Origin of the sequence: Sorangium sp. So ce887 (assembly GCF_051521455.1) — a bacterium.
In the GTDB taxonomy this organism is placed as follows: Bacteria; Myxococcota_A; Polyangia; order Polyangiales; family Polyangiaceae; genus Sorangium.
On sequence record NZ_CP150354.1, the window covers coordinates 341530 to 366874 of the forward strand.

Consider the following 25345-nt stretch of genomic DNA (forward strand, 5'->3'; position numbering starts at 1 on the left):
ATTCTCCTGTCGCTCTCAGAAACGCCGCGTCCCGTCACGGCGCGGCCCCCACCGGCAGCGTGAAATGGAACGTCGTGTCCCCTCCCCTGGGGCTCTCGACCCAGATCCTGCCGTGGTGCGCCTCGACAAGCCCCTTCGCGATGTACAGCCCGAGCCCGAGGCCGACCGCGCGCTCCTCCCTCGCTTTTCCCCGGAAGAACCGCTCGAACAGCAGCGGAAGATCCTCGGCCGGGATCCCGCGGCCGCTGTTCCGGATGGAGAGCTGCACCTCGTCGCCGCGCCGCTCCAGCGACGCCCGGATCGGCGTCTCCGGATCACCGTATTTCGCGGCGTTGGAGATGAGGTTGCTGAGCACCTGCTCGACGCGCCCGGCGTCCGCGTGCACGACCGGGATCTCTCCCCTGATCTCGACCTCGACAGCGTGCCCCTCGGCCTCGCTCGCCATCCGCTCCACGACCGCAAGGAGCAGCGCCGGCAGATCGATGGGAGCGCTCTCGATCGCGAGCCGCCGCGACTCGATCTGGGAGATATCCGTCAGATCCGACACCATCCGCCCGAGCCGCTTGGCGCTCGCCACGATATGCCCCGCCCTCGTCTTCACCACGGCCGCCACCTGCGGCTTCCGCTCGATCTGGGCCGCATAGCCGAGGATCGTCGTCACGGGCTGCTTCAGATCGTGCGCCACCACCGACGTCCATTCTTCCTTGAGCCGCTCGAGGTCCTTGAGCCGCGTGATGTCGTCGAACACGACGACCGCGCCGAGCCGCTGCCCATTTCCGTCGACGATGGGCCCGGCGCTCACGAGCACCGCCAGCATGCTGCCGTCGGCGCGCCGGAGCGCGAGCTCCCTCGAGGTCGTGACCTCGCCGCGCAGCGCGCCCGCCGAGGGCCCCTCGTCGTCCGGGAGCGGCTGCCCGTCGAGGGAGCGCAGGCTCCATGCGCCCGGCAGCCCCGGCGGCGCGTCGGTCCCGGCGAGCTCCTGGGCGCGGCGATTCCAGGCGATCGGCGCGCCGGCCGGGTCGAGGAGGAGGATGCCGACCGGCGAGCGCTCGATGACCGCGTCGAGCCAGCTCCGCTCGGCCGCCACCTGCTTGAGGAGCCGCTCGCGCTCCTCGTCGGCGAGCTTCTCCGTCGTGACGTCGCGCGAGATGCCGATCCCGGCGACCGGGGCGCCGTGCTCGTCGCGCTGGATCGTGATGTGGGTCGCGACCCAGCGGATCCGGCCGCTCCTGTCGATGATCCGGAACGTGAGTCGCCCGCCGGCCGCGGCCATCTGCGCGACGAACTCGTGATAGCGCCTGCTGTCCTCGGGATGGACCAGCGAGAGGAACAGCTGAGGATTCTCGTACCAGGCCTCGGGCGGATAGCCGGTGTGCTCGAGGACGGCGGGGTTGATGTACTCGTAGCCTCCTTCCGGGCCGAACCGGATGCGGAAGATGACGTCGCTCGCGTGCTCCGCGATCACCCGCATGCGCTCCTCGCTGAGCCGCAGGGCCCGCTCGGCGCGCCGCTGCTCGGTGACGTCGAGGGCCGTGCCGATCAACCGGAGCGGGGTTCCGTCCTCGGCCCGGATCACGTCCGCCGCGGTGTGGAGGAGGCGCTCTTCGCCGCTCGGGCGGAGGATCCGGTAGTCCATGCAGTACGGCCTCTCGCCGTGGAGGGCGAGGTCGACGGCGCGCATCAGGCCCTCGCGGTCCTCCGGGTGGATGCAGGCGAGGAACCGCTCGTACGTGAGCGTGCCGGCGTCGCGGGACAGCCCCAGCATCGAATAGCACTCGTCGGACCAGAACAGCTCGTCGGTCGGAATGTGCCAGTCCCAGTTGCCCAGCCTGGCTATCTTCTGCGCTCGCGCGAGGCTCTCCTCGCTCAGCCGGAGCGCCGCCTCGGTCTTCCTGGCATCCACGATCGCCTCGGTGAGCTGCTCGCTCGCGCGCTCCAGCGCGCGTTTGTCCCGCTCGAGCTCGTCGATCCGCGCGCTCCGCGCGCGGGGCTCGGCGGCGGCGAGCGCCATCCCGAAGAGGCTCGACAGGGCGCCTGCGATCTCGACGATCTCGGGCTGCGGCAGGGAGGGTTGCGCCGCGGCACAGAGCAGCACCGCGCGCAGTTCCCCGGCGAAGGCGATCGGGATCGCGATCGCGTGGTCGCAGCCGCAGAGGGCGCGCAGGTGGCCGGCGTCCAGGAGCGCCGCTGCGGTCTCGCCCTCGGGCGCGACCTGCACGACCCTCGTGCGCGCGGCCTCGGCCGCGAGGCTCCGGTCGTCGAGCGGCAGGCGCTGGAGCGCGTCCAGCGAGCCCGCGCCGCCGCCCTCGGAGGCGACGAGCCTGAGCGCTCCCGGCTCCTGGGCGACCTCGTAGAGACAGGCGATGTCGGCGTGCAGGAGGCGCGACGTCGCCGCGACGATCGCCCGCGGCGTGCCGTCCTCGCCGGCGCGGAGCAGGGCCAGCGACGCGTCGGCCACGATGCGGGCCAGCGCGCCGCTCGACGCGGGCGGGTCCTGGCGACGTCCCTTTCCGGACGGTCCACCCCCCTCGGCTCCTCGCCTTCCGTCGTCGCTGTTCACTCCGCCCCTCGCGCCTTCTACCAGGATCCCGGCGGGCGCGAGGCGAGACTAACACGAGCGTTCGTGCGGCACCTCGGTTCGCTCAGCGATCCTTTGCCGGGCCCGAGCCCGGCGCGGGCCGCGCCCACACCGCGGAGAGCTCCGTGGGAGCCTTCGATGTCATCCGGCTGCGCGACATTCATGTGCAGGCGAAACACCAGCCTTACAGTGTGAGCGTTGCGTGCTCGGAGCCGTCGAGCTCGCCATTGCAGGGAAGACAGCGATGACCGGATGGCGTCGAAGAGGTCCTGCGTCGCGTGGCTGAAGCTCCTGGCCTGGATGGCGGACGCCGGAGCGCCGGTGAGGTTGACCTCTCGCTGCCTGGGGGCGCCGTAGACGCCACCCCCGCCGGTTGACGCTCGCGGTCATCTCTCCATGCTCCCCGTGAACGCGGGTTGCCCGCGCAGGGAGGAACCATGTCCAGGACAGCGTCGAACGAGACGAGGAAGATCCGCTACGCGGTCGTCGGGGCGGGCAACATCGCGCAGGTCGCCGTGCTGCCGGCGTTCAAGAACGCCGCCGAGAATTCGGAGCTCGTCGCGCTCGTCTCGGGTGATCCCGAGAAGCTCGCCGCGCTGGGCGAGCGCTACGGCGTCACCGAGCGCGGTGGGTACGACGAGCTCGAGGACATCCTGAAGCGCGCGCGCGCCGACGCGGTGTACATCGCCCTGCCCAACGCGATGCACCGCGCGTACACCGAGCGCGCCGCGGCGGCCGGCGTCCACGTGCTCTGCGAGAAGCCCATGGCCATGACCGAGGAGGACTGCGAGGCGATGATCCGCGCCACGAAGGACCGCGGCGTGAAGCTGATGATCGCCTACCGTCTCCATTTCGAGGAGGCGAACCTGCAGGCCATCGAGATCGCGCGCTCGGGCAAGCTCGGTGAGGTGCGCGCGTTCACCTCCCTGTTCACGCAGGTGGTGCGCCCCGGCGACATCCGCACGCGGAGCGACGAGGGCGGCGGTGCGCTGTTCGACCTCGGCGTTTACTGCGTCAACGCCGCGCGGTACCTCTTTCGTGAGGAGCCGACCGAGGTGCTCGCCACGAGCCTGCGGCTCGACGAGAAGCGCGCCAAGGACGTCGACGAGACCACCGCGGCCATCCTGCGCTTCCCGAGCGGCGCGGTCGCGCAATTCACCGTCAGCCAGGGGCTCGCGAGCGTGTCGTCGTTCCGTCTCGCGGGCACCGAGGGCGACCTCCGCGTGGAGCCGGCCTTCGATTACACGGCCGACATCAAGCATTACCTGACGGTGGGCGGGAAGACGGAGGAGAAGACGTTCAAGAAGCGGGACCAGTTCGCTCCCGAGCTCGTCTATTTCTCGCGCTGCCTCCTCGAGGGCAAGGAGCCCGAGCCGTCGGGCCTCGAAGGGCTCGCCGACGTGCGGGTGATGTTCGCGATCCAGAGCTCCGCCGCGAGCGGGAGGGTCGAGGCGATCCCGCCGCTCCATCCGGAGCAAAGGCCCGACATGCGCCAGAACATCAAGAAGCCCCCGGTCGACGCGCCGGAGCCGGTGAAGGCCCCGTCGCCGTCGGAGCAGTGAGGCGACGACCCGACCCAGGCCGCGGCCTCCGGGGAGGCCCTGCGGAGGCCCTGCTGGGTCGCTGCAGCGGACCCCTGGCCGAGCGCCGAGGCGGCGCCCGCGCGCGCTCCTCGCGCCGTCACCCTTCGAGGTAGGAGCCGAGCTCTCGTTGCCGCGAGCGCATCCGGAGCTTCTCGAGCAGCTTCGCCTCGATCTGGCGGATGCGCTCCCGCGTCAGCGAGAACGACTGCCCGATCTCCTCGAGCGTCTCGTCCTCGTTGCCGTCGAGGCCGAAGCGGCGCCGCAGGAGCTCGCGTTCGCGCGGCTGCAGCGAGTCGAGCAGCTCGCGCGTCTGCTCGATCAGGCGGCGCCGGGCCAGCATCTCGGCGGGCGTGGGGTCCTCGTTGGCCAGCAGATCGCCGAACCGGGTGTCGCCTTCCTCGCCGACGGGGGCGTCGAGGCTGAGCGGCTCGAGGGCGAGCTCGCCGATCACGCGCACCTTCTCCACGGAGAGGCCGCTGCGCTCCGCGACCTCCTCGACGGAGGGCTCGCGCCCGCGCTCCTGCACCAGATCTCGCCGGGCGCGCACCACCTGGCTCCGGATCGCGGTGAGGTGGACCGGCATGCGGACGGGCTTCCCCTGGTTGAGGATCGTCCGCTTGATGGCCTGCTTGATCCACCACGCGGCGTAGGTGCCGAAGCGGTGGCCGCGGCGGTACTCGAACTTGTCGGCGGCGCGGATGAGGCCGAGGTTCCCTTCCTGCACGAGGTCGAGCAGCGGGACGCCGAAGCGCTGGTGCTCCCGCGCGATGGCGACCGCGAGCCGGAGGTTCGCCTGGACGAGCTCCGACTTCGCCTGGGCGACCGCGCGACGCCCCCGGGCGATCGCCGCGATGGTGGCCGCGATCGGCGCGCGCTCCGCCCCGTCGGCCTCGGCCGCCGCCGTGCGCAGGCTCCTCTCGATGCGCTCCTCGAAGGTCGGATCGAGGCGCAGCTCGGCGAGGCCCGCGGCGAGGCCCGCCAGGGCGATCTCCACGTCCTCCTCATCCCGCCGCCGGGCGACGAGCTCTGCGTCCTGCTGCCGTGCGACGAGCGCCCGGGCGACGCCGAGCAGCCCCACGAGCCGCGTCGTGCACGCGTCCGCGTCGGGATCGTTCGCGTCGGTCTCGCACAAGAGGTCCCGGACGCTGAGCGCCCCGTTCTCGACGTCCTCCGCCGTGAAGGCGAGCTCGCGCAGGGCGACGGGCGAGCGGACCCATGCCTCGAAGCACGCGAGCGCGCCCGCCTCGATGCGGCGGCCGAGCGCGACCTCGCCCTCGCGCGTGAGCGGCTGGCTGCCGGCGAGCGACCGGAAGTACAGCTCCGTCGCCCCGAGCGAGGCCTGCGTGCCAGCGGACTTCGGGCGGCGCGCCGGAGCGCGCTCGCCCCCGCGGCCGGGCGCGGATCCGCGCCCGGCCGTGGACCCGCGCCCGGCCGCGGAATCGATGGAAACGGGAGGACTCGATTCGGACTCGCTCGCCGGTAGCGAGGAACGGAACCTCATTCAATGCGCTCCAGTGTTGCCGCTGCTTCGTGCCTGACCTTGAAGGGTGTGAAGGGGCACGATCATCGAGGCGCCTCGTTATCCTAACCGCCAAGGACGTAAATAGGAAAACGAATCGCTCGCTGATTTGGCGCATTTCCACGGCGTTTTCGGAGGTCGTCCGCCGGCCGGAGCGGAGCGTCTCTGCGCCGGCGCAGGCGGCCGCGCGGTCGCGCGTGGCCGAACGAGCGGGCACGGCCTGCTGGAGCCGTCGGTGTTTCACCCCGATGCGGTCTTGTCGTCGCTTGCCGTCGGAGCCCGTCGTCGGACGTGGTGAGGACGGCGCCGGACGGGCAGGGCGGCGCCGCGAAGGGGCCAGGGGGAGACCGAAGCGGACGGCCTCGGAGGGGGCGCCGGGAGGTGGCGACGTGGCATCCTCGCCGCACCACCCCGAGATTGACATGGACACGCCGGGGCTCATCGATCTGACGGAGCCGCGGATCAACGTCTACGAGGGGTCCGGCCCGCCGAGCCCACCCTCGCGCGCGGCGCGTGATCTGCCGGCGCTCCCCGCCTCGCCGCCGCCTGGTAGGCCGCCGCGCCCGCGCCTATGCTTCACGCCCGCGCTGCCCTCCGGGGCGCGCAGGGAGCCAGTCGATGCAGGAGCGACGCGGATGATCCAGATCTTCGGCACGGCCAAGTGCAAGGCGACGCGGGCGGCGCAGCGGTTCTTCGCCGACCGGAGCATCAAGGTGCAGCTCGTCGAGCTGCGCGAGAAGGGCCTCTCCAAGGGGGAGCTCGCGAGCGTGGCGCGCGCGGTGGGCGGCATGCGCGCGCTCTACGACGCGGAGGGCGCGCGGGTGAAGGAGCGCGGCCTCCAGCACCTCGGCCCGAGCGAGGCGCGGCTCGCCGAGCTCCTCGTGGAGGATCCGCTCCTGCTCCGCACGCCCATCGTGCGCGACGGCGCGCGCGCGTGCGTGGGCCACGCCGAGGCGACGTGGAAGGCCTTCGCGGAGGCCGCAAAGGCCGGCTGAGGCGCCCAGGGGACGGCCGCCCAGGGGCCTCGACAGGCGCGCCGCCACGTTGTTGACGCCGTGAGCTTCCTCCCACCTCGCCGCGAGCAGACATCGTGTCCGGGGTACCGGTTCGGGGGCGCGCCTGCCACCGCTCGTCCTCACCCCGCCGGCGCGCGCCCGTACTCCTTGAGCTTGCGGTACAGCGTCGACACGCCGATCCCGAGCTCCGCCGCGGTCCGCGTCTGGTTGCCGCCGTGGCGCGCCAGCGCCGCCAGGATGTGCTCCTTCTCGACGTCGCCGAGCGTCCGCGCGCGCCCGTCGCGCGGCCCGGCGTCCGGCGGCGGCAGGGCCGAGCGCGCCTCCTCGGGCAGGTCGTCGGCCTCGATCCGCCGGCCCTCGGCGAGCGCGACGGCGCGCTCCATGGCGTTCTCCAGCTCGCGCACGTTGCCCGGCCAGGCGTACCGCACGAGGCGATCGGCGGCGCCGGGGCTGAGGCGCGGCGCCGGCCGCCTCATGCGCGCGGCCGCCTGGGCGAGCAGCGCCCGCGCGAGCGGCAGGATGTCTTCCCGGCGCTCGCGCAGCGGCGGGAGCCGGAGCTCGATCACGTTGAGTCGATAGTAAAGATCCTTCCTGAAGCGGCCGGCCGACACCTCGGCGGCGAGCTCGCGGTGGGTCGCCGCCACCACCCGCACGTCGACCGCGCGGCTCCGGTTCTCGCCTACCCGCCGGACCTCGCGCGTCTGCAGCGTCCGGAGCAGCTTCACCTGCACCCCCGCCGAAAGGTCGCCCACCTCGTCGAGGAACAGCGTCCCCCCGGCCGCCGCCTCGAAGATCCCCGCGCGGTCCCGCGCCGCGCCCGTGAAGGCGCCGCGCGCGTGCCCGAAGAGCTCGCTCTCGATCAGCGGCTCCGGGATCGCCGCGCAGTTGATGGCCAGGAGCGGCCCCCGCGCGCGGGGCGAAGCGTCGTGGACGAGCCGCGCCACCCGCTCCTTGCCGGTGCCGCTCTCGCCCGTGACAAGCACCGTGGCGTCCACCTGCGCCACCCGCCGCGCGAGCTCCAGAACGCGCTGCATGGCCGGGCTCGACGCGACGATGCCGCCCGGATCCGCCGCTCTCGCCCCCGCCGCCGCCGTTCGCAGGAGCGTCTCGGCGCGCGCCTTCAGCCTGCGCTCGGCGCGCCCCAGCGCCTCGGCGGCGCGGCGCAGCGAGGCGTCGAGGCGATCCTCCTGGAAGAACGGCAGGTGCGGCTCGATCTCGGCGCCCCAGGCCTCGGCCGTGCGGCCGGCGAACAGGCAGCTCGCGTCGCCGCGGCCCAGGCAGCGCCGCTCGATCACGTAGATGTCCCGGCCCTCGACGCAGCTGAGATAGCCGCTCGCGAAGCCCGCGAGCGTCCAGCACACCGGCGCGTCCGCGTGGCCGAGGTGCAAGAGGTGCTGCTCCGCCTCGTACGAGGCCTCCACCGTCGCGCCCTCGGGCGACAGCGGGCCGTCCGCGCCCGGCGCGAGGCGGATCATCCCCTGCAGCGTGTGGATGCGCCCGCCCGCGTTGCGCCACTCCTCGTCGCTCTCCAGCGCGAGCTCGGCGCGCGCCGCCTCGGCCGCGCGGAAGCCGTGCGCGAAGCCGAAGCGGGTGAGGATCGCGCGGGCCGCCGCGGCCCCCAGCGCGTCGATGAGCTGCTTGCGCAGGAGGCCCATCGCGACGGCATCGAGCAGGATCGCCCGCGCCCCGGAGAAGCGGAGCTCGCCGGCCTGGGGGTCGACCGTGAGGAGCTCCGAGAGATCGAGGTCCGCTGCGCGCATGCTGGCTGTCCGGTCGACGTGACCGAGCCTAGGTGCCTCGCCGGGCGCGCGGAAGGCTCGGCCGCGCTGCCCGGCTCCCGGAGCGGCGCGCGGCGCCGGGCCCGCCGCACCCTCATTTCACGGCGTGACCCGGCGAGGGGAGGTCACCCCCGAGCGTGGTAGTCCTGGAGGATGTAGCAATGCGCCTCCATCGCCCGGATCCTCCTGTCGACGTTCCTGTCCTTCACGAGCTCCCAGGAGGCATTGTCGATGGGATCGAAGAACGGACGGGGACGGCGAACAGCTCGACCGTCCTGTCGTCTCCAGGACGGCGCCACGTGCCCGAGCGGGGCGCGCCGAGGGGGCCGCGCGTCAGCGACGCCTGACCGCCGGTGGCGCGCCGCGTCGGAGATCACAGCGGCTTCCTCGAACGGTAGCGTGAGTAGCAACCCGGGCAGCGCCACTCCATCATCCTTAGCCCGTTCGCGTCGACGGTCCGTGTCAGCCGCCAGCCATAGCGAGAGCTGATGAGCGTGTAGTTCGTCTCCGTCTTTGGCGCAGGTGTACCGCAATCCACGCACTGCTGTGCTACACGCTGCTCGCTGTCCGGTGGCTCTCTCATCGTGCCACCTGACCCGGAGGGAGGCGCGCTCGTGGGGCCGTCGATGGTGCGACCTGACCCGGAGGGAGGCGCGCTCTTGGGGCCGTCGATGGTGCGACCTGACCCGGAAGGAGGCGTGCTCTTGGGGCCGTCGAGCGTTCCCGGGTAGAATGAATCGCGTCTCGTCGCCGACATCTGCTCCTCAGGGGGTGCGCCGAATCTCCGCTGAGCGTGTCGCCTCGCCCGTCCGCAGGGTGCCCGGGGTCCAGCAGTCCCAAGTGTACCGAAGTGCGTCTCGGGTGCCAAGTTGATCTCGGCGGGACGGCCGAGATCAAGGCCATCTGCAGCGCGGCGGGGGCCTGTAGGTCGGCGCGGGCGCGGCGGGCGCGCGGCCGCGGTCAGCGCTCGTGGCGCTTTTCCTTTTCCTCGACGTGGTGCCGTCGACGCTCTGCGCGAGGCTTCTTCGTCGGCTTGGCCGGGGTCGCCGGCCTGGCCGTCGCCCCCGCCTTGACCGTCGCCCGCGCCCTGACCTTGATCTCCGGCCGGGCCGCGGGCGCGCGGTGTACGTGGCCGTGCTGCACGGGGTCGCGCTGCACGTGGCTGCGGTGCACGGGGTCGCGCTGCACGTGGCTGCGGCGCACGGGGTCGCGCTGCACGTGGCCGCGGTGCACGTGGTCGCGCTGCACGTGGTGATGGTGGTGATGGGCTCGGCGCCGGTCGAAGTCGACGCGGTAGTGGACCAGCGCGCGCGGCTCGTCGCGGTAGTAGACCCAGCCGTGGCGCGATGGATAGTACCAGCGACCGTCCACGTAGTAGACGTAGCTCCCGCGGTAGTACACGCGCGGGTAGGTCTCGACCTGGACCGGCGCCGCTGCGATGTGAACGACCGGCTCCTCGTACACCGCGAACTCCTGGTACGTGACGGTCGCAGGCGCGGCGGCCCTGGTGTGGACTTCCGCCGCGCACCCGGTCGCGCCGAGGAGCGCGAGCGCGACGAGCGCGGCCAGCACGGCGAGCCTGCTGCGCTGCGGGGCATGCGCGGTGGCTCTGGCGAAGGAGGTATCGAGGACTGTCACGTTCGTCTCCATGGGGTTCACAGGAGCAACTGCGGTGCCACCCGGCGGCCCGGGGGCCGGCGCCTGCGCCTGGCAGCGCGCCTGCTCCTGGTATAGCGCTTGCTGACCCTTCGCGCATCGGCGCGACAGCGCCAGACTTGGATAAAGGAAGACGATCCCCATGGAACTCTCGAAGGTGCTTTCCGGTCTCGCTGGCTGCGTCCTCGCCACCGCCTCGCTCACGGGGTGCGTCATCGTCGATCATGACGACGACCCCTTCACGAGCGGCTCGCTCACCGTCGCGCTGACCATCGACGGCAGCAACGACCCGTGGGAGTGCTTCGATCACGACGTGAGCGGGCTCGCGGTCAGCGTCGAGGACGAGGATGGCGACGTGGTCGATGGGGCCGTGGACTGCGAAGATTTCGGCCTCACCCTCGACGGCCTCTACGAGGGGTACTATGATGTCGATGTCTGGCTCGTGGATTTCGACGGATACGCGATGAGCGATATCGTGCGCGTCGAGGGCGTCGACGTGCTCGACGGCATCGACACGCTCGTGAAGGTCGACTTCCCGACGAGGTGGATCGATCGCTGACGGGGCTCAGAACGCCTCCGTCGCCGGGCGCACGTCGATCTCGACCTCGCGCCCGGCGAACGCCGGCAGGTTACCCTCGTCCGGGGCTCGCGGCGGTGCGCGACGGAGCCGCCTGGAGCCCCTCCCTCGTCCAGGCGGGTGACGAGCCCGGTGTCATGAGGGGGACCCGCCTCGGGTCTCGACGAGGTCGTCCGCCGGCGGGGCGCTCCACGGACGCACGAAGAAGGGCCACGCGTCGTGGAGATACAGGCCGAAGGGGACCCACCAGATGAGATCGTTCGTCAGGCAGAGCACGGCGGACCGGGGCGGCCACTGCCCGGTCACGACCAGGGCCGCGAGGCCGATGGGCCCGAGGAGCTTGCCGAGCAGGCCGACGGCCGCGAGGAGAAAGCCGCGTTCCGGGACCCGCGCGACCTCCGCGTAGAGGATGGCGTACACCCCGACCACCATCCCGAGGCAGGCGAAGATGGCGGGGTGGTTGAGGGGCGGCATGCCCGCGAAGCGAAACAGCCATTGCGGGTCGAGCGCCGCGTAGAGCCCCCAGCAGGCGTTGTAGAGGGCGGCGAGCGAGAAGACGGCGCGGTGCAGTCGGCGGCGGGCGATCATGGGGCCTTCGGGCGGCAGGCGTGAGGGGCGCACGGAGGCATCACGGGCATGCCGGCGACGATACCAGCTCGGGCGACCGCGAGCGCGACGATCAGAGCCGTTCCAGACGAGGACGGCGATCGCGTTCTTCGGACGCGGTCCGGAGCAAGAAGACCGCCGAGACACCAGGAGAGATCATGAACCTCTTCGCTTGGCGTCCCTGGCGTCTTGGCGGTTCATCTCCTTCGGATCCGCGCACCGCCCCGGAGATCGCGGGCGCGTTGCGGCGCGAGCGGTGAGAAGGCGCTGCTGATAGGGTCTTCTGTGGCTCGCCTTGCTACTTGCTACTGGTCCCGCTGACTCCCTTGCTGCTGCGCGTAGGCCTGATGGCCTTGCTGCTGGCCGCGCTGCTGCTGCCCGAGCTGGGCGCCCTGCTGCTGGCCGCGCTGCTGCTGGCCTTCTTGCTGTCCTTCCTGCTGCCCGTACTGGGCGCCCTGCTGCTGGCCGCGTTGCTGCTGTCCTTGCTGCTGAACGCCTTGCTGCCCATACTGGGCGCCCTGCTGCTGGCCGCGTTGCTGCTGCCCGAACCGGTCGCCCTGCTGCTGGCCGCGCTGCTGCTGCGCTTGCTTCTGGTTGCCCTGCTGCTGGACGCCTTGCTGCCCGTACTGGGCGCGTTGCTGCTGGCCGCCTTGCTGCTCTTGCTGCTCCTGCAGCAGCGAGCAGAAGAGCTGCTCCGCCTCTCTCAGGTGCTGCTCGACGTGCGCTCGCATCGCCTTCACGTGAGAACGGAGCCTCGCGTTGTCCGTGCTCGCGACCATCGGCATGTCGAGGAGCTCGATCGCGCGGCGATGGAAGGAGACCTGCGCCCAGATGAAGGCGATGTCGAACTCGGTGCCTTTCTGGTCTTCCAGCGATTCGGTCAGCTCGGTCGAGCTGGCCTCCAGCTGCTGGCAGCGCGAGCAGGCCTCGAAGTTGACCCTGCCGCCCTTCGACAGGTCCGCCCCGCGCTGCCCGGCCTGGGAGTGCTCCTCGATGATCTGCTCGGCGTGACGCTGGACCTCCGGGGACTCCGCCTTGTCTCGAGCGATCTCCGACAGCTCGACCTCCTTCTGATGGATGAGCGAGACCAGCATCGTGATCTCCGCCTCCGACCCCTGCTGCATCGCGCCTCGCTGGCCGGGCTGCCTGCGGTCTCCCTGCCTGTCACCTCGATTCCCGATCTCGCCGTGGCCTCCCTGCCTGCCGCCCTGATAGCCGGCCTGCTCGCCGCACTCTTGCGCGCCGCCCGCGCGCTGGCCGCCGGCCTGCTCGCCGCCGCGCTGCCCGCCGCCTTGCCTGCCGGGCTGCCCGCGGCCTCCCTGCCTGCCGCCGGCGTGCTCGCGGTCGCGTTGCCCGCCGCTCCTGTCCGCGCCTCTCGCGCCCTCTCCGCCTGTCTGGCCGCCGCTCCTGCCGTCGGCGCCCGTGGTGCCCCTGCCGGTCCCGTCGTCGCCGGCCGTCCCGTCGCGGTCCGTCTCGGCATCCTCCTCGCCGCCGATGCAGCCGCCCGCCCCGGCGAGTACAATGCTCCCAGCGAACATGATCGCCATGAGGCGACCTGAACGATAGCCCAACATCTGCTTGCTCCTTGCTCGATATCGGCGCGCTGTCGCGCTCACCTGCCGGTTATCGGCCCCCAACATCTGGGTTCGCGCAACGGGGATGGTGAGCGAGGTGGAGCCCGAAGCCAGCATCGTCTTTTCCCCGAGAGCCCCCGCGCCACCGGCGCGATCACCGCGAGAATCGAAGTCCCGCTCAACGTTGACCCTGGCCGTCCCAAAGCAGCCAGCCCGCAGCAGCGATTCTCTCACGACGACCTGCCTGCGCACCGGCCCGCCCGGGGCGCCGCGCTGAGAGCCGCCGTCCGCCCCCGTCCGCGCCGGCGCAGGCCGGACAGGCGCGCACGCACCTGTCCGGGGGCGGCGCCGCTCTCGCGCCGCCTTTCGCCGCGCCGCCGATGAGCGTAAGCTCCGGGCGACGTCCGACCGAGCGACGCCTCGGCCCTGCTCCGAGCCTCCGGTTGCGGTCACTCTATGGGAACCTCTGCTCACCCCCGCCCGCCCTCCGGGCCCTCGAACAGCGTTGACTCGACGGACATCGAAGCCCTGAAGCGGGAGCTCGAGCGGCTCCGCGTCGCGGCTTCCCGCGATCGCGGGTGGCTCAACGCCGTGCTCGAGCACAGCCCGCACGGCGTCATCCTCTGCGACGCCTCCGGCAAGCTCGTCCTGCACAACCGTGCGGCGGAGCGCATCTGGGCCGGCAGCGCCTCGACCGAGTCGATCCAGGACTGGACGCTGTATCGCGCCTTTCACGAGGATGGCCGCCCCTACGAGGCCGCCGACTGGGCGATGGCGCGCGCGATGTCCGCAAGGCAGGTCATCGAGAGCGAGGAGACCCGGATCCAGCGCTTCGACGGGACGCGGGGCATGGTCCTCGGGAGCGCCGCGCCGATCCTCGGGCCCGGAGGCGAGCTCGAGGGGGGGATCTCGGTGTTCGCCGACATCTCCCGCCTGAAGCAGGTCGAGGCGGAGCGCGGCGAGCTCGCGGCGCAGCTCACGAGGCGCGTCGAGGAGCTCGATCGCAGCGCCCGGCTCACCCAGGCGCTGCTCGCGGTCAGCTCCGCGCTGAGCGGCGCGGTCACGGTCGAACAGGTGTCCACCGCCGTCATCCGCGACATCCACCGCGTGCTCAACGCCTCGACGACGATGATGTACGCGGCCGACGAGGCGGCGGGGGTCGCGACGCTGATCGGCCACTGCGGGCTCGAGGCGCAGCGCACGACTCCTTACGTGACCGTGCCGCTCGACGCCCGACTGCCGCTCTCGGAGGCGCTCCGGGAGCGCCGGCCGGTCTGGGTGGGTACGAAGAGCCGCCTGCACGCCGGGTACCCCGAGCTCGCGGCGCTCAGGCCTGCTCGCGACGACATCGAGGCGCTCGCCGTCCTGCCGATCCTCACCCACGGAGAGCTGCTCGGCGCGCTCTCGTTCTCGTTCGCGACCGAGCGGGCGTGGACCGATGAAGAGCGCGAGTTCTTGCTCAGCGTGGCCGCGCAGTGCGCATCGGCGCTGGACAGAGCGCGCCTCCTCGAGCAGGAGCGCGAGGCCCGCGCGCGCGCCGAGATGCTCGCGGCCGAGCTCGAGCGGCAGCAGGCGACGCTTCGCCTGCTGAGCGAGGCGGGCGCCGTGCTCTCGAACTCGCTCGACTACGAGGCGCGGCTCACGCACCTGACCCACCTCGCGGTCCCCACGCTGGCGGACTGGTGCGCTGTCGACATGCTGAGCGGCGACACCATCGAGCGCGTGGCCGTTCACCACTGCGATCCGGCGAAGATCGAGCTGGGCGAGCGCCTGCGGGCGATGTCACCGCCCCGGCCCGACGCCGCGACGGGCGTGCCCGCGGTCATCCGCACCGGCCGCCCCGAGTGGGTGGCCGACATCCCGGGCTCCGTGCTCGAGTCCGCCGCGCAGAACCCCGAGCACCTGCGCCTCATCCGGTCGCTCGGGCTCAGGTCCTACGTCGTCGTCCCGCTCCGGGGGCGCGAGCGGACCATCGGCGCGCTCACGCTGGTCCACGCCGAGTCGGGCCGTCGCTTCAGCGAGGCCGACGTCGCGCTCGCCGAGGAGCTCGCGAACCGCGTGGCCTTGCTGATCGACAACGCGAGGCTGTTCCAGCAGGTCGACGCGTCCCGCCAGCAGCTCGCGGGCCTGTTCAACCAGGCGCCCGCCGGCATCTGCATCCTGCGCGGCCCTCGGCACGTCTTCGAGCTGGTGAATCCGACGTATCATGACATCCTCGGCGGTCGAGAGGTGATGGGCAGGCCGATCCGGGAGGCGCTCCCCGAGCTGGAGGGCCAGGGCATCTTCGAGCTCCTGGATCGGGTCTACCGGAGCGGGCAGCCCTACGTCGGCACGTCCGTGCCCCTCCGCCTCCGCCGCGGCGCCGCAGGCCTGGAGGAAGAGCGCTTCTTCAACTTCGTCTATCAGGCGATGCGCGCGCAGGGCGGCAGCACCGAGGGCGTCATGGCGTTCGCTTTCGAGGTGACCGACCAGGTGCTGGCGCGCCGCCACGTCGAGCAGCTCGCGATCGAGCTCTCCACGAGCGAGGCGCGCCTCCGCACGCTGGTCCAGGCGACCACGGCCATCGTGTGGACGACCACGCCGGAGGGGAAGATCATCGAGAGCTCGCCGAGCTGGCGCGAGTTCACTGGCCAGGACGACGCCGAGTACCTGCGCGGCGCCTTCATGGAGGTGATTCACCCGGAAGATCGGGAGGCGACGGCGCGGGCCTGGTCGGACGCGACGGCGCGCGGGGCCGTTTACGAGGCCGAGTACAGGCTCCGCCGGAGCGACGGCACGTATGCCTATACCGTGGCGCGCGCGGCGCCCGTCCGAGCGACGGACGGCAGCATTCGCGAGTACGTGGGCTGCAACATGGATATCAGCCAGCAGCGCGAGGCCGAGCGGCTCACTCGAGAGCACGCCGAGGTGCTCGAGACGCTCCACGAGGTGGGGCAGGTGCTGTCGGCAGAGCTCGAGCTCGACGCGCTCGTCCAGTCGGTCACCGACGCCGGGACGAAGCTCTCCGGCGCGGCGTTCGGCGCGTTCTTCTACAACGTGATCGACGCGCAGGGCGTCAGATCCATGCTGTATGCGGCCTCGGGGGCGCCGAAGGAGGCCTTCTCGCGCTTCCCGATGCCGCGGAGCACGGCGGTGTTCGCGCCGGCGTTCAGCGTCGAGGGCGTGATCCGCCTCGACGACGTGACCCGGGATCCGCGTTACGGCACGGACCCCTCTGACCAGGGCCCGCCGGAAGGGCACCTCGCCGTCGCGAGCTACCTGGCCGTCCCTGTCGTCTCCCGGAGCGGCAAGGTCATCGGCGGCATGTTCTTTGGCCACCCGAGGCCGGGGGTCTTCACCGAGCGCTCCGAGCGCATCACCCTCGGTCTTGCCGCCCAGGCGGCGGTGGCGATGGACAACGCCCGGCTGTTCCGTGAGGCGCAGTCGCTCATCCGCGCGCTGGAGCGGACCAACGCCGAGCTCGACCAGTTCGCGTACGTGACGAGCCATGACCTGAAGGCGCCGCTCCGCGGTATCGCGAGCCTCGCCCAGTGGATCGAGGAGGACCTGTCGGACAGGCTCACCGCAGAGACGCGCCATCAGATGGAGATGCTGCGCGGCCGCGTGCGGCGCATGGAGGCCTTGATCGAGGGAATTTTGGCCTACTCCCGCGCCACGAGGTTCCGCGAGAAGCCGGAGAGCGTGGACCTCGAGAAGCTTGCGCGGGAGGTGGTCGAGCTCATCGCCCCCAAGCCGCCAGCGCGGGTCACGCTCGACGTGCCGCCCGCGACCCTGCGAACGTACAGGGTGCCGCTGCAACAGGTGCTGATGAACCTGATCACCAACGGGCTCAAGCACGCCGGCCGCGAGGATGCGACGGTGTTCGTCTCCGCCCGGGAGCAGGGCGACAGGTACGAGATCGCGGTGTCGGACAACGGGACGGGTATCGCGCCCGCGTTCCAGGAGAAGGTGTGGGGGATGTTCCAGACGCTGCAGGCGCGGGACAAGGTGGAGAGCACGGGGATCGGCCTCGCCATCGTGCGAAAGATCGTGGAGAGCCGCGGCGGGCGGGCCTGGGTGGAGTCGGACGGCAAGAGCGGGGCGACGTTCCGGTTCACGTGGCCGAAGAGGGAAGAGGCGCAGGAAGCGGCGTAGGGCTCTAAGGATAGTTCAGCTCGACGACGTTGCCGTCGGCGTCGACCGAGAGCTCGATCTCCACACCCCTGATCACGATGTTCGCTTCGTAGGAGAGCTTTCCGTCGTGCAGCTCTTCGTCCAGCTCCACGATCGAGCCGCCCTGGGCTGCGCGGACGAGCGCCCAGTAAGCCCCCGGCGGGAGCATGGCCATCGTGATGTCCCGCTCGATCAGCGTGCCGTGCGAGTCGATCCTCAACGCGTAGGTCCGCGTGGTGTTCCGGATATCGGCCTCGTAGACGACTTCTCCTGTATCTTCCTCGATCTCCATGCGTATCTCCAGGATCGCCGCGCCGGCTGCCTCGTTCTCGATCGCCCGGCGCGCGGGCTCGGTGACGCTGGCCAGAGGCACGATCCACGACTCGATCTCGCTGCCGATCACGTTGCCCTCGGCGTCGAGCTCCACCTCGTAATAGGTGTCGGCCAGGAGCAGATCGATCTCGTATGTCGCGACGCCACCGTCGATGTTCTCCTGCACCTGCAGGATCTTGATACCCTTCCCGAGGCGCATGAGCGCCGCGCCGACGGGCGCAGGGAGTCGATCCACAGCGATGAGCCGCTCGATGTCGTCCACCGTACCCGCCTTCGAATCCACCTGCTCCTTGGCTGGCGCGGAGCCGTGATCGTCAGATGTCGCGTGCGCAGAAGCAACGGACAACACGCACGGAATACACGCCAGGACGACGGACATCGACGCACTCGGGACAGTCTTATGTGTGTTCATTGGGCTCCTTCGTCCTACATGTATGTTGTAGTGCGACGCAAGGCGCCCAGGTAGGGGCGGCTTCATTTCGACGTGCTCGCGTGAGCATGCCGGCGATAAGCGTCTGTCCCGGACACTGTCTGAGGACTTCGTCGGACGCGGTGTCACGTCCCTCGGCGTATCTGGAGCCGGAAAGTCCACAGCGGCCGGAGGAAGCAGCGCTCCCGTTCCCAATGTCGCCGCGCGACGACGCTCCGATGGATCTCGTCCCGAGCTTCCGAGCCGCGCCGTGAGCCGGCCGCGGGCGCGCCGTCGCTGCGCTCAGTCCGAGGGCTTCGGCATCTGGAACACCATCGCTTCTTCGTCGGCCTCGAGGTTGTTGATGTTCCAGTAGATGGATCCGCAGTCGATGGCGATCTCGAAGAAGTACGGCTGCCCGGTCGCGAGGGTGGTCGTGTCTCCCATGCCGATGTGCGCCCTCCGCACCTCGCCGTGGCCGGCGCCGTTCACGTAAACGGTCCAGTAGACGAACTCGTCGTCCACCGCGAGCGACTTGGAGACGGACTGAGCGTCGACCGTGGTGGTGAAGGGCGGGGCGTCGAGCGCCGCGTCCGTGGCCTTGGACTGGACCGCGCCGGTGTTGTCGGTCACCCAGTGCACGACGCCGTTGGCGAGGACGATCTCGCTCGGGTTGCCGTTCGTCTCCGCGAAGACATCGGTCTCGCCGAGCGGCTCCTTCGTCTTGCGCAGGATCTGGCTCCCCATGTAATCCGCCCAGTAGACGTGCGTCGCGTCGACGGCGATGCCGGTCGGGTGGCCGCCGGAAGCGACCTGCTCGGCGAGCGCCTGGCTGCCATCGGCCTTGGCCCGCCAGACGGCCGCGGGCGTCTGGGTCACCCAGTAGACGCTGTCGCCGAACGAGGCGATCCGGCCGAAGCCCGGGACGACATCCTCGTCCTCCTGCCGAGGGACCTCCGCGATCCGGATCGGGCTCGATTTCGGCGGATCGATGGAGATCCCCAGCACGTCTCCGTTGCTCCAGTTCATCCACGAGAGCTGCCCGCCCGAATAGGTGACCCAGGTTGTCTCGCCGAATCCGAGGGTGCCCGGGAGCGTGCGCGCGGCCCCGCCATCTTTCGGGATGGCAACGATGGCCATGTTGTTGGCCAGGAGCACGAGATCCCGGGTGACCGCCATGCCCTTCGGGTTGGCCCCGAGCTCCCCTGGCATCTGCGTCACGGGGCACTCACCCGCGGTGCAGCTCGATGGGGGGCACGAGGGCGCGCCCCCGCCCGCCCCACCGGCGCCGCCGGCGCCGCCGGCGCCCGATGTGGCCTGCGCCGAGCCGCCATCCCCAGAGCCAGTGGTCGCTGTCGCCGAGGAGGCCGTCGTCGAGGACGAGGAGGTGGTCGCCTCGGTGCCAGGCTCGATGCCGAAGATGAGATTGCATCCGGTGCCCGCCGTCGCGAGCGCGATCAGGGCGCAGGGCAAAGCGAACTTGCTGTACATGAGGGAGTGTATAGAACGCGCGCGCAGCGCCGGCTACGATGGGCTTCGGACCTTTTCGTGGAGGTGATATGCAAGCTGGATCCGAGCGCGTCCGGAGCGGCGGCTGCTCCTGCGGCGCGGTGCGCTTTCGCCTTCGTGGTGAGCCCATCCGCGTGGGGCTGTGCCACTGCGCGGACTGCAGGAAGGTGACGGGCAGCGTCTTCCTGGCGTTCGCCATATGGCCCTGGGCGAGCTTCGAGCTCACGGGCGAGACGAGGTGCTGGGATGGACGCAGCTTCTGCCCGACGTGCGGTTCTCGGCTGTTCTCGCTGCGGGAGGATCAGGGTGAGGCGGAGATCAAGCTGGGATGTCTGGACGAGGCGCCCATGGATCTCGCGCCGACCTACGAGCTCTGGATCAAGCGCCGCGAGCGCTGGCTGCCCGCCCTCGCGGGCACGGAGCAGCACGTGGAAGACCCGCCGTGGGTGACCGTCGGCTCGAACGCGCCAGCGAATCTCGCCGATCCCGGGTGACTGGCACCCTCGCCGCGCGCCGCGCCCGGCCGCCCCCCTGGACGCGCCGCGTGCGCGCACCGCCCGCGCTCATGCCAGCCTGCGGAGCTGCTCCAGGCGCCGGCGCTGGTCGGTGTCGCGCCGCTTGATCTTCCCGGTCCTGAGCTCCTCGTACGGCCCGCACACGGGCCGGTAGTCGCACTGCGCGCACGCCCCCTCGGCCGGCATCGGCAGGAGCGCCGCCCTGTCGATCGCGTCGCCGATGATCCCCGCCACCTGCGCGGCCGCCTCGCGCGCCCGCGCGTCCAGGTAGATCGGCACCTCGGTGAACCCGCCGGCGGACGTGCAGTAATAGAGCCGCCCCGACTCGACCTGCGTCCCCGGCGGCATGAGCTTCTCCAGCGCGAGCGCGTAGAGGACCGGCTGGAGCGCGCCGCCGCCGCTCACGACCGCGTCGCGCGGCGCCCGCGCCTTGCCCGTCTTGTAGTCGGTCGCCCGCATCGCGCCCCACACGCTCCGCTCGACAAGGTCGATCGACCCCCTGAGCCTGACCCCGCAGTCGAGCTCCACCGGCTGGTCCGAGCTCCCCGGGTCGCGGGTGGCGAGGCGGCGCGGCAGCCCGAACGACAGCTCGAAATGGATCGGCTCCCAGTCGCGGTCCTCCGCGGCGCGCCGCAGCCACTCGCGGAGGTCGGCCCGCACCGACGCGATGCCGTCGTCCCAGACGCGCTGGATCGCCGGCGCGAGCTCGTCCGCGTAGCGCGCGGCCACGCGGTCGAGCGCCCGATCGAGCTCGGCCCGCGCCTCGTCGAGCGAGGCCACGCTCACCGGCAGCTGACCCGCGTCGCGCAGGGCGACAAGCACCTCGTAGAGCACGTCGTGCACGAGCCGGCCGCGCTGGAGCGGGTCGAGCTCCTCGATCGCCGCCGGCGCCGGGCGCGGCGCGAGCTTGTGCACGGCGTAGAGGAAGAACCGGTAGGGGCACGCGGCGAAGTGCTGGAGCGCGGTCGGCGAGAACGACCGGCGCCCGAAGGCGTGCTTCGCGAGCGCCTCGCGCGCCTCGGCGATCGGCTTGAACAGCCCGTCGGCGCTCGTCCAGCCCGGGATCCAGCGCCGCGCCCGGAACCGGAGCGCCCGCGCCAGGTGCGGGTTCGCGCCGAGCAGGTAGCGCGCGGTGCCGATGGTCCGGTCCTCCGGCAGGCTGAAGAGCGTCTCCAGGAGCGCGAGGTCGTGCTCGGCCGCGTCGATGGCGTCCTCGGGCCGCGCCGGCGCGGGCCACCCGATGCGCGCGGCGCCGCCCTGCTCGGCGCGGCGCTCGAGCTCGCCGAAGCCGGGCAGCCGGCCCTCGGCCGCGCGCAGGAGCTCGAGCCCGTAGAACGAAGGCACGCGCGGCCGGGACTGGTCCATGTCGACGCGCGGGTACGACACGACGAGCTTGCGGCGGGCCGCGCCGACCGCGAGCCGGAGCGCGAGCCGCTCGCGCGCCACCCGGTCGTCGCTCGTGTCGAGGCCCGAGGCGCCCCCGGCGATCGCCCGGCGGAGCGCGTCGCGGAGGATCGGGTCCTCGGTGACCTTCTGCGGGAAGATCCGCTCGGCGAGCCCGGGCACGAAGACCACGTCGAACGAGCGCCCGCGGGCGGCCTCGATGGGCGCCACGAAGAGGCGCCCATCGCGGCGGGCGGCCGGGGGCAGCACGAGGTCGGTGAGCCGGTGCGCGAGGCAGAGGCGCACCTCGCCGAGATCCACCGGGCCGACGTCGGCCATCGGCGCGAGCTCGGCGAGCACCGCGAGCACGCGCTCGGGCCGCCTCAGCGCGCGCGTCGCGAGCGCCGAAAGCCGCTCGCGCCACGCGCCCCAGGTCGCGCGCTCGCCCGGGCTCGGCAGCGCCGCGAGCAGCGGCAGCGCGAAGTCGCGGAGCGCCGAGAGGTCCGCGAGCATCCGCGTGACGCGCGCGGCGTCGCGCTCCTCCGGGGCGCGCGAGAGCTGCAGCCGGAGCTCCTGCTCCAGGCCGGAGAGCCGCGCCTTCCACCGGTCGAGCCCGCCGATCACCGCCGCGTCGACGAGGATCCGCTCCCAGCGCCGCGGGGCGCGCAGGGTGCCGTCCTGCACGGGGGCACCACCGCGGTCTGCGCTCGCCGCGTCCGGCGCGCCCTGCGGGGCCGGGGGGTCCAGAGCGACCGGCGCGCCTGTCCGGGGCAGCGCGCCGCGGTCCAGGCGCGCGCCGCCGCCGGAGGGCGTCTCCTCTTCATCGCCAGGCGCCTGAGCATCCCCGAGCTCCTCGTCGAGCTCGCCGCGCAGGAGCGCGGGGAAGAAGTCGTCGTCCGGCGGCACCCACCGGTCGGCCTCGGACGCGGCCGGCGGCGGCTCGCCCGCTGGCGTGGCGTCGGGCACCTGCCCGAGCGAGAGGTACTCGGCGAAGCGCGACGCCGAGAGGTGCTCGGCCGCGCACGCGAGCAGCGCGAGGAGCGCGCGTCCCGCGGGATCGGGCTGGACCGAGCCCTGCGCGAAGTACGCGGGGATCCCGGCCCGGCGCAGCGCCTCGACGAGGTGCGCGCGGTACTGCTCGGGCGCGCGCAGGAGGATCGCCATCCGCTCGAACGGCACGCCGCGGCCCGCCTCGCGCAGCGCGATGCGCGCGAGCTCCACGCACTCCCGGCTCTCCCCGGGCGCGGAGAGGATCTCCACCTCGTCGCCGAGCCCCGGGGCCTCGTCGGTCAGCGGGTCGAACAGGTGCTCCTGCAGGCGCGCGAGCGAGGTGCTGGGCGCGCCCGGCGGCGGCCCGTCGCCCGGGTCGTCCGCGTCGGTGCCCGCGTCGGTGCCCGCGCCGGGGCCGTCGTGCGCGGCCGAGACCGCGGCCAGCGCGACGCGCCGCGGCGGCGACCGGAGCGCGGCCTCGAGGTGGCGCAGCGACGCGGCATCGCCGGCGGGCACGGTGGCGAGCGCGTCGGGCGAGCGCGCGGCCATCGCCTCGAGGAGATCGCGCTCCAGCGCGAACCGCACCGGCAGGTCGAGCAGGAGCATCGGCAGCCCGAGCAACGGGTGCCTCGCGCGGGGGTCGCCGTCGTCATCGGCCCGGGCGCGCTCGGCCGCGAGGCGCAGGACGAGCGCGCGATCGGCGAGCCCCGCCTCGTCCAGGGCGGCGTCGAAGGCGCGGGCGATGCGGTCGAGATCGGCCGGCGCGAGCGCGTCCGGATCGACGCCGGCGAGCCGCACCTCGTCCAGCGTCCGCGCCACGGCGCGCGGCAGCCCGGGCCGATCCGCGACGCGGGCGAAGCGCCCGAGCAGCCCGTCCTGCGCGAGCCCGCCGATCGCGCGCGCGCACAGGGCCTCGATCGCGAGCGGGCTGGCCGGGACGAGGCCGCGCGCGGCGAGCGCCGGCATCGCGAGCGCGGCGGCGATGCGCCCCAGGGTGAGCCGGTGCCAGCCGAAGGTGGCGCGGCGGCCGCGGACCGACGCGCGGGCGAGCTCGCTCACGGCCTCGACCGAGGCGCCGACGAGGAGCACCCGCTCGGCGGGGCGCCGGCGGCGCAGCCAGCCCACGGCGCGATCGAGGCGGGCGGCGGCGCTGGGCGAGGTGATGAGGACGTGGGGCACGAGGGCGCTGGGGAAGGCGGCGGAGGCCGCGCGAGGCGGCGCGAGGCGGCGCGGCCGCGGTGAGGACCGCTGCACGACGGTGCAGGCCGGCGGAGTGTGATGCAGAACGGAGGGGGAGGAAACCCGCCGAGGCGCGGGCGACGCAGCGCGGGCGCGGGGGGAGCTCTGCTGCTCGCCCGCTGCCCGCGCCGCGGTCCTCCGCTATACTGGCGCGTCATGCGGTGCGGTCGTGGTCGCACGGGCCCCGAGGGGGCCCCGATGAACGCGGGAAGGGTGGAAGATCATTGATCTTTTCTCCCCGCCTTCCGGTCTTCACGTCCAGATCCGGTCACCCCCTCTCGTGCGACGTCGCGGCGAGGCCGGCAGGTCGCCCCTCCAGGGACGGCCGAGCCCCGAGGCCCGCGTGAGCGACGACGACCTTCGCTGGATGGAGCGCTGCCTCGAGCTGGCGGCGCTCGCCCGGGGGCGCACCGCGCCGAACCCGATGGTCGGCTCGGTCATCGTGCGCGACGGGGAGCTCCTCGCCGAGGGGCTCCACGAGCGCGCCGGGCTGGCCCACGCCGAGGTCGACGCCCTCCGCAAGCTCGCCGGCCGCGCCGAGGGCGCCACGCTCTACGTCACCCTCGAGCCGTGCTGCCACCACGGCCGCACGCCGCCCTGCACCGACGCCATCCTCCGCTCCGGCGTCCGGCGCGTCGTCCTCGGCATGATCGACCCGAACCCCCTCGTCTCCGGCAGGGGCGCGGCGATCCTCGCGGGCGCCGGGGTCGAGGTGGTGATCGGCGTCGGCGAGCTCGCCTGCCGTGAGCTGAACCGCGCCTACATCGCGCGCATGGCCGAGCGCAGCGCCCTGACCGCGCAGCGCGGGTGACCGTCCCCGCCGCCCCGGCGCCGACACGGGCGTTCGCCGCGCACGGCGCTGGCACCACGCTTGTTATGCCCTCCGCTCACCCGCGGAGCCGAGCGGTGCCGAATTGTGGGCGCCCTCACGATCGGCCGCTCTAGACACCATTTCTAGACGGAAAGGTGGCAGTATGAAGAATGCTATCCCGATTGCGATCCTGTGCCTCGGCGGGCTCGGCTGCGCGGATACGCCTGCTGGGGACGAGGGCGAGCAACCATTGCTCACGTCCCGACAGCGCATCGTCGGAGGCGCCGTGGACACAGCGCACGCCTATGTCGTGGGCGTGGGCACCCGCAGCCGGGCGTTCTGCAGCGGGACCGTGATCTCGCGGCGCACCGTGATCACGGCGGGACACTGCCACGGCACGCTCACGCGGGTTTACTTCGGCACGAGCCTCGGGCGGCGCTCGGAGAGCGTGCGGATCGAAGCGTCGCGGCGGCACCCCGAGTACGACCCGGGCACCCTCGAGAACGACCTCACCCTCCTCAAGCTGGAGAGCGACGCGCCCGTGCAGCCTGCGCCGCTCCTGCGCGAATCGATGGAAAATAGCGGGTGGTACGTCGGACCGGACTACACCTTCGTCGGATACGGGGTCTCCGACGGGGTCGCCGGGACGGGGTTCGGCATGCGCCGCGTCGTGACGTTCCCGATCCTGGCGATCGGCCCGGCCCAGGTCGGCGGGACGCCTGGGACGATCGACGCGACCCAGTTCTATTACCAGGTCCCCGCCATGAACACGTGCGCTGGAGACTCCGGAGGTCCGGCGTTCCTCGTGCGGTCGGGCGTCGAGCGCCACGCCGGCGTGACGTCGTTCGGCGACGACCCCTGCACCCTGGACGGGGTGCAGGCGCGCACCGATCTCGACCAGATCTCCCGGTTCATCCAGCCGACGATCGATGAATTCGAGGCGGACAACCCGTGCCGCGCGGACGGCCTCTGCGACGCGACGTGCGATGTCGGCCCCGATCTGGTCGACCCCGACTGCGCCGATCTCCACTGCGGCGCAGATGGGGTGTGCGCGCTCGCGTGCGTGTCCCCGGCCGACCCGGACTGCGCCCTCGGCGACGATGGCGTGGAGGAGTGA

At 72.3% G+C, this 25345-nt stretch carries 16 protein-coding genes; 7 read left to right on the forward strand and 9 right to left on the reverse strand.

Going from position 1 to position 25345, the window contains the following annotated elements; all coding sequences use genetic code 11:
- Positions 1 to 34 precede the first annotated feature (34 nt).
- A complete protein-coding gene (locus WMF36_RS01400) occupies positions 35 to 2560 on the reverse strand; it encodes a PAS domain-containing protein (protein WP_437577755.1) in 2526 nt (841 codons plus the stop codon).
- Between the two features lie 455 nt (positions 2561 to 3015).
- Here WMF36_RS01400 and WMF36_RS01405 point away from each other — a divergent pair, with 455 nt between their 5' ends.
- Positions 3016 to 4140 carry a Gfo/Idh/MocA family protein gene (locus tag WMF36_RS01405; RefSeq protein WP_437577756.1) on the forward strand — a complete coding sequence of 375 codons (1125 nt, stop codon included), beginning with the start codon at positions 3016 to 3018 and terminating at the stop codon, positions 4138 to 4140.
- Between the two features lie 118 nt (positions 4141 to 4258).
- Here WMF36_RS01405 and WMF36_RS01410 read toward each other — a convergent pair whose 3' ends face one another.
- Positions 4259 to 5662, reverse strand: coding sequence for a sigma-70 family RNA polymerase sigma factor (locus WMF36_RS01410; RefSeq protein WP_437577757.1), 1404 nt, complete (start codon positions 5660 to 5662; stop codon positions 4259 to 4261).
- Positions 5663 to 6069: 407 nt separating this feature from the next.
- Here WMF36_RS01410 and WMF36_RS01415 point away from each other — a divergent pair, with 407 nt between their 5' ends.
- The gene (locus tag WMF36_RS01415) at positions 6070 to 6675 is read left to right on the forward strand and encodes an arsenate reductase family protein (RefSeq protein WP_437577758.1); all 606 of its coding nucleotides are present in this window, start codon (positions 6070 to 6072) and stop codon (positions 6673 to 6675) included.
- Between the two features lie 140 nt (positions 6676 to 6815).
- Here WMF36_RS01415 and WMF36_RS01420 read toward each other — a convergent pair whose 3' ends face one another.
- A complete protein-coding gene (locus WMF36_RS01420; protein ID WP_437577759.1) occupies positions 6816 to 8456 on the reverse strand; it encodes a sigma 54-interacting transcriptional regulator in 1641 nt (546 codons plus the stop codon).
- A gap of 978 nt (positions 8457 to 9434) precedes the next feature.
- Entirely contained in the window at positions 9435 to 10112 is a 678-nt protein-coding gene (locus WMF36_RS01425) for a hypothetical protein (protein ID WP_437577760.1), read from the reverse strand.
- Positions 10113 to 10272: 160 nt separating this feature from the next.
- Between WMF36_RS01425 and WMF36_RS01430 the strand changes: the two genes are divergently transcribed.
- Positions 10273 to 10689: a hypothetical protein gene (locus tag WMF36_RS01430; protein ID WP_437577761.1), complete on the forward strand. Its 417-nt coding sequence runs from the start codon at positions 10273 to 10275 to the stop codon at positions 10687 to 10689.
- A gap of 153 nt (positions 10690 to 10842) precedes the next feature.
- Here WMF36_RS01430 and WMF36_RS01435 read toward each other — a convergent pair whose 3' ends face one another.
- Entirely contained in the window at positions 10843 to 11295 is a 453-nt protein-coding gene (locus WMF36_RS01435; protein WP_437577762.1) for a hypothetical protein, read from the reverse strand.
- A 323-nt stretch (positions 11296 to 11618) separates the two neighbouring features.
- Positions 11619 to 13004 (reverse strand): DUF4142 domain-containing protein, encoded by a 1386-nt coding sequence (locus WMF36_RS01440; RefSeq protein WP_437577763.1) that lies wholly within the window; start codon positions 13002 to 13004, stop codon positions 11619 to 11621.
- 339 nt (positions 13005 to 13343) lie between these two features.
- On the opposite strand from WMF36_RS01440, the gene WMF36_RS01445 reads away from it, so the two are divergent.
- A complete protein-coding gene (locus tag WMF36_RS01445) occupies positions 13344 to 17021 on the forward strand; it encodes a GAF domain-containing protein (RefSeq protein WP_437577764.1) in 3678 nt (1225 codons plus the stop codon).
- A gap of 4 nt (positions 17022 to 17025) precedes the next feature.
- On the opposite strand, the gene WMF36_RS01450 is transcribed toward WMF36_RS01445, so the two are convergent.
- Together WMF36_RS01450 and WMF36_RS01455 are read right to left on the reverse strand one after the other, a co-directional pair.
- Positions 17026 to 17655 (reverse strand): hypothetical protein, encoded by a 630-nt coding sequence (locus WMF36_RS01450; RefSeq protein WP_437577765.1) that lies wholly within the window; start codon positions 17653 to 17655, stop codon positions 17026 to 17028.
- 429 nt (positions 17656 to 18084) lie between these two features.
- Positions 18085 to 19272 carry an ABC transporter permease gene (locus tag WMF36_RS01455; RefSeq protein WP_437577766.1) on the reverse strand — a complete coding sequence of 396 codons (1188 nt, stop codon included), beginning with the start codon at positions 19270 to 19272 and terminating at the stop codon, positions 18085 to 18087.
- Between the two features lie 68 nt (positions 19273 to 19340).
- Here WMF36_RS01455 and WMF36_RS01460 point away from each other — a divergent pair, with 68 nt between their 5' ends.
- A complete protein-coding gene (locus tag WMF36_RS01460; protein ID WP_437577767.1) occupies positions 19341 to 19784 on the forward strand; it encodes a GFA family protein in 444 nt (147 codons plus the stop codon).
- 69 nt (positions 19785 to 19853) lie between these two features.
- Here the strand turns inward: WMF36_RS01460 and WMF36_RS01465 are convergent, their stop codons facing one another.
- On the reverse strand, positions 19854 to 23357 hold the full coding sequence (locus tag WMF36_RS01465) for a PD-(D/E)XK nuclease family protein (protein WP_437577768.1): 3504 nt from the start codon (positions 23355 to 23357) through the stop codon (positions 19854 to 19856).
- Between the two features lie 403 nt (positions 23358 to 23760).
- On the opposite strand from WMF36_RS01465, the gene ribD reads away from it, so the two are divergent.
- Both ribD and WMF36_RS01475 read left to right on the forward strand, forming a co-directional pair.
- Positions 23761 to 24228 (forward strand): bifunctional diaminohydroxyphosphoribosylaminopyrimidine deaminase/5-amino-6-(5-phosphoribosylamino)uracil reductase RibD, encoded by a 468-nt coding sequence (ribD, locus tag WMF36_RS01470; protein WP_437577769.1) that lies wholly within the window; start codon positions 23761 to 23763, stop codon positions 24226 to 24228.
- Positions 24229 to 24391: 163 nt separating this feature from the next.
- Positions 24392 to 25345: a S1 family peptidase gene (locus WMF36_RS01475; RefSeq protein WP_437577770.1), complete on the forward strand. Its 954-nt coding sequence runs from the start codon at positions 24392 to 24394 to the stop codon at positions 25343 to 25345.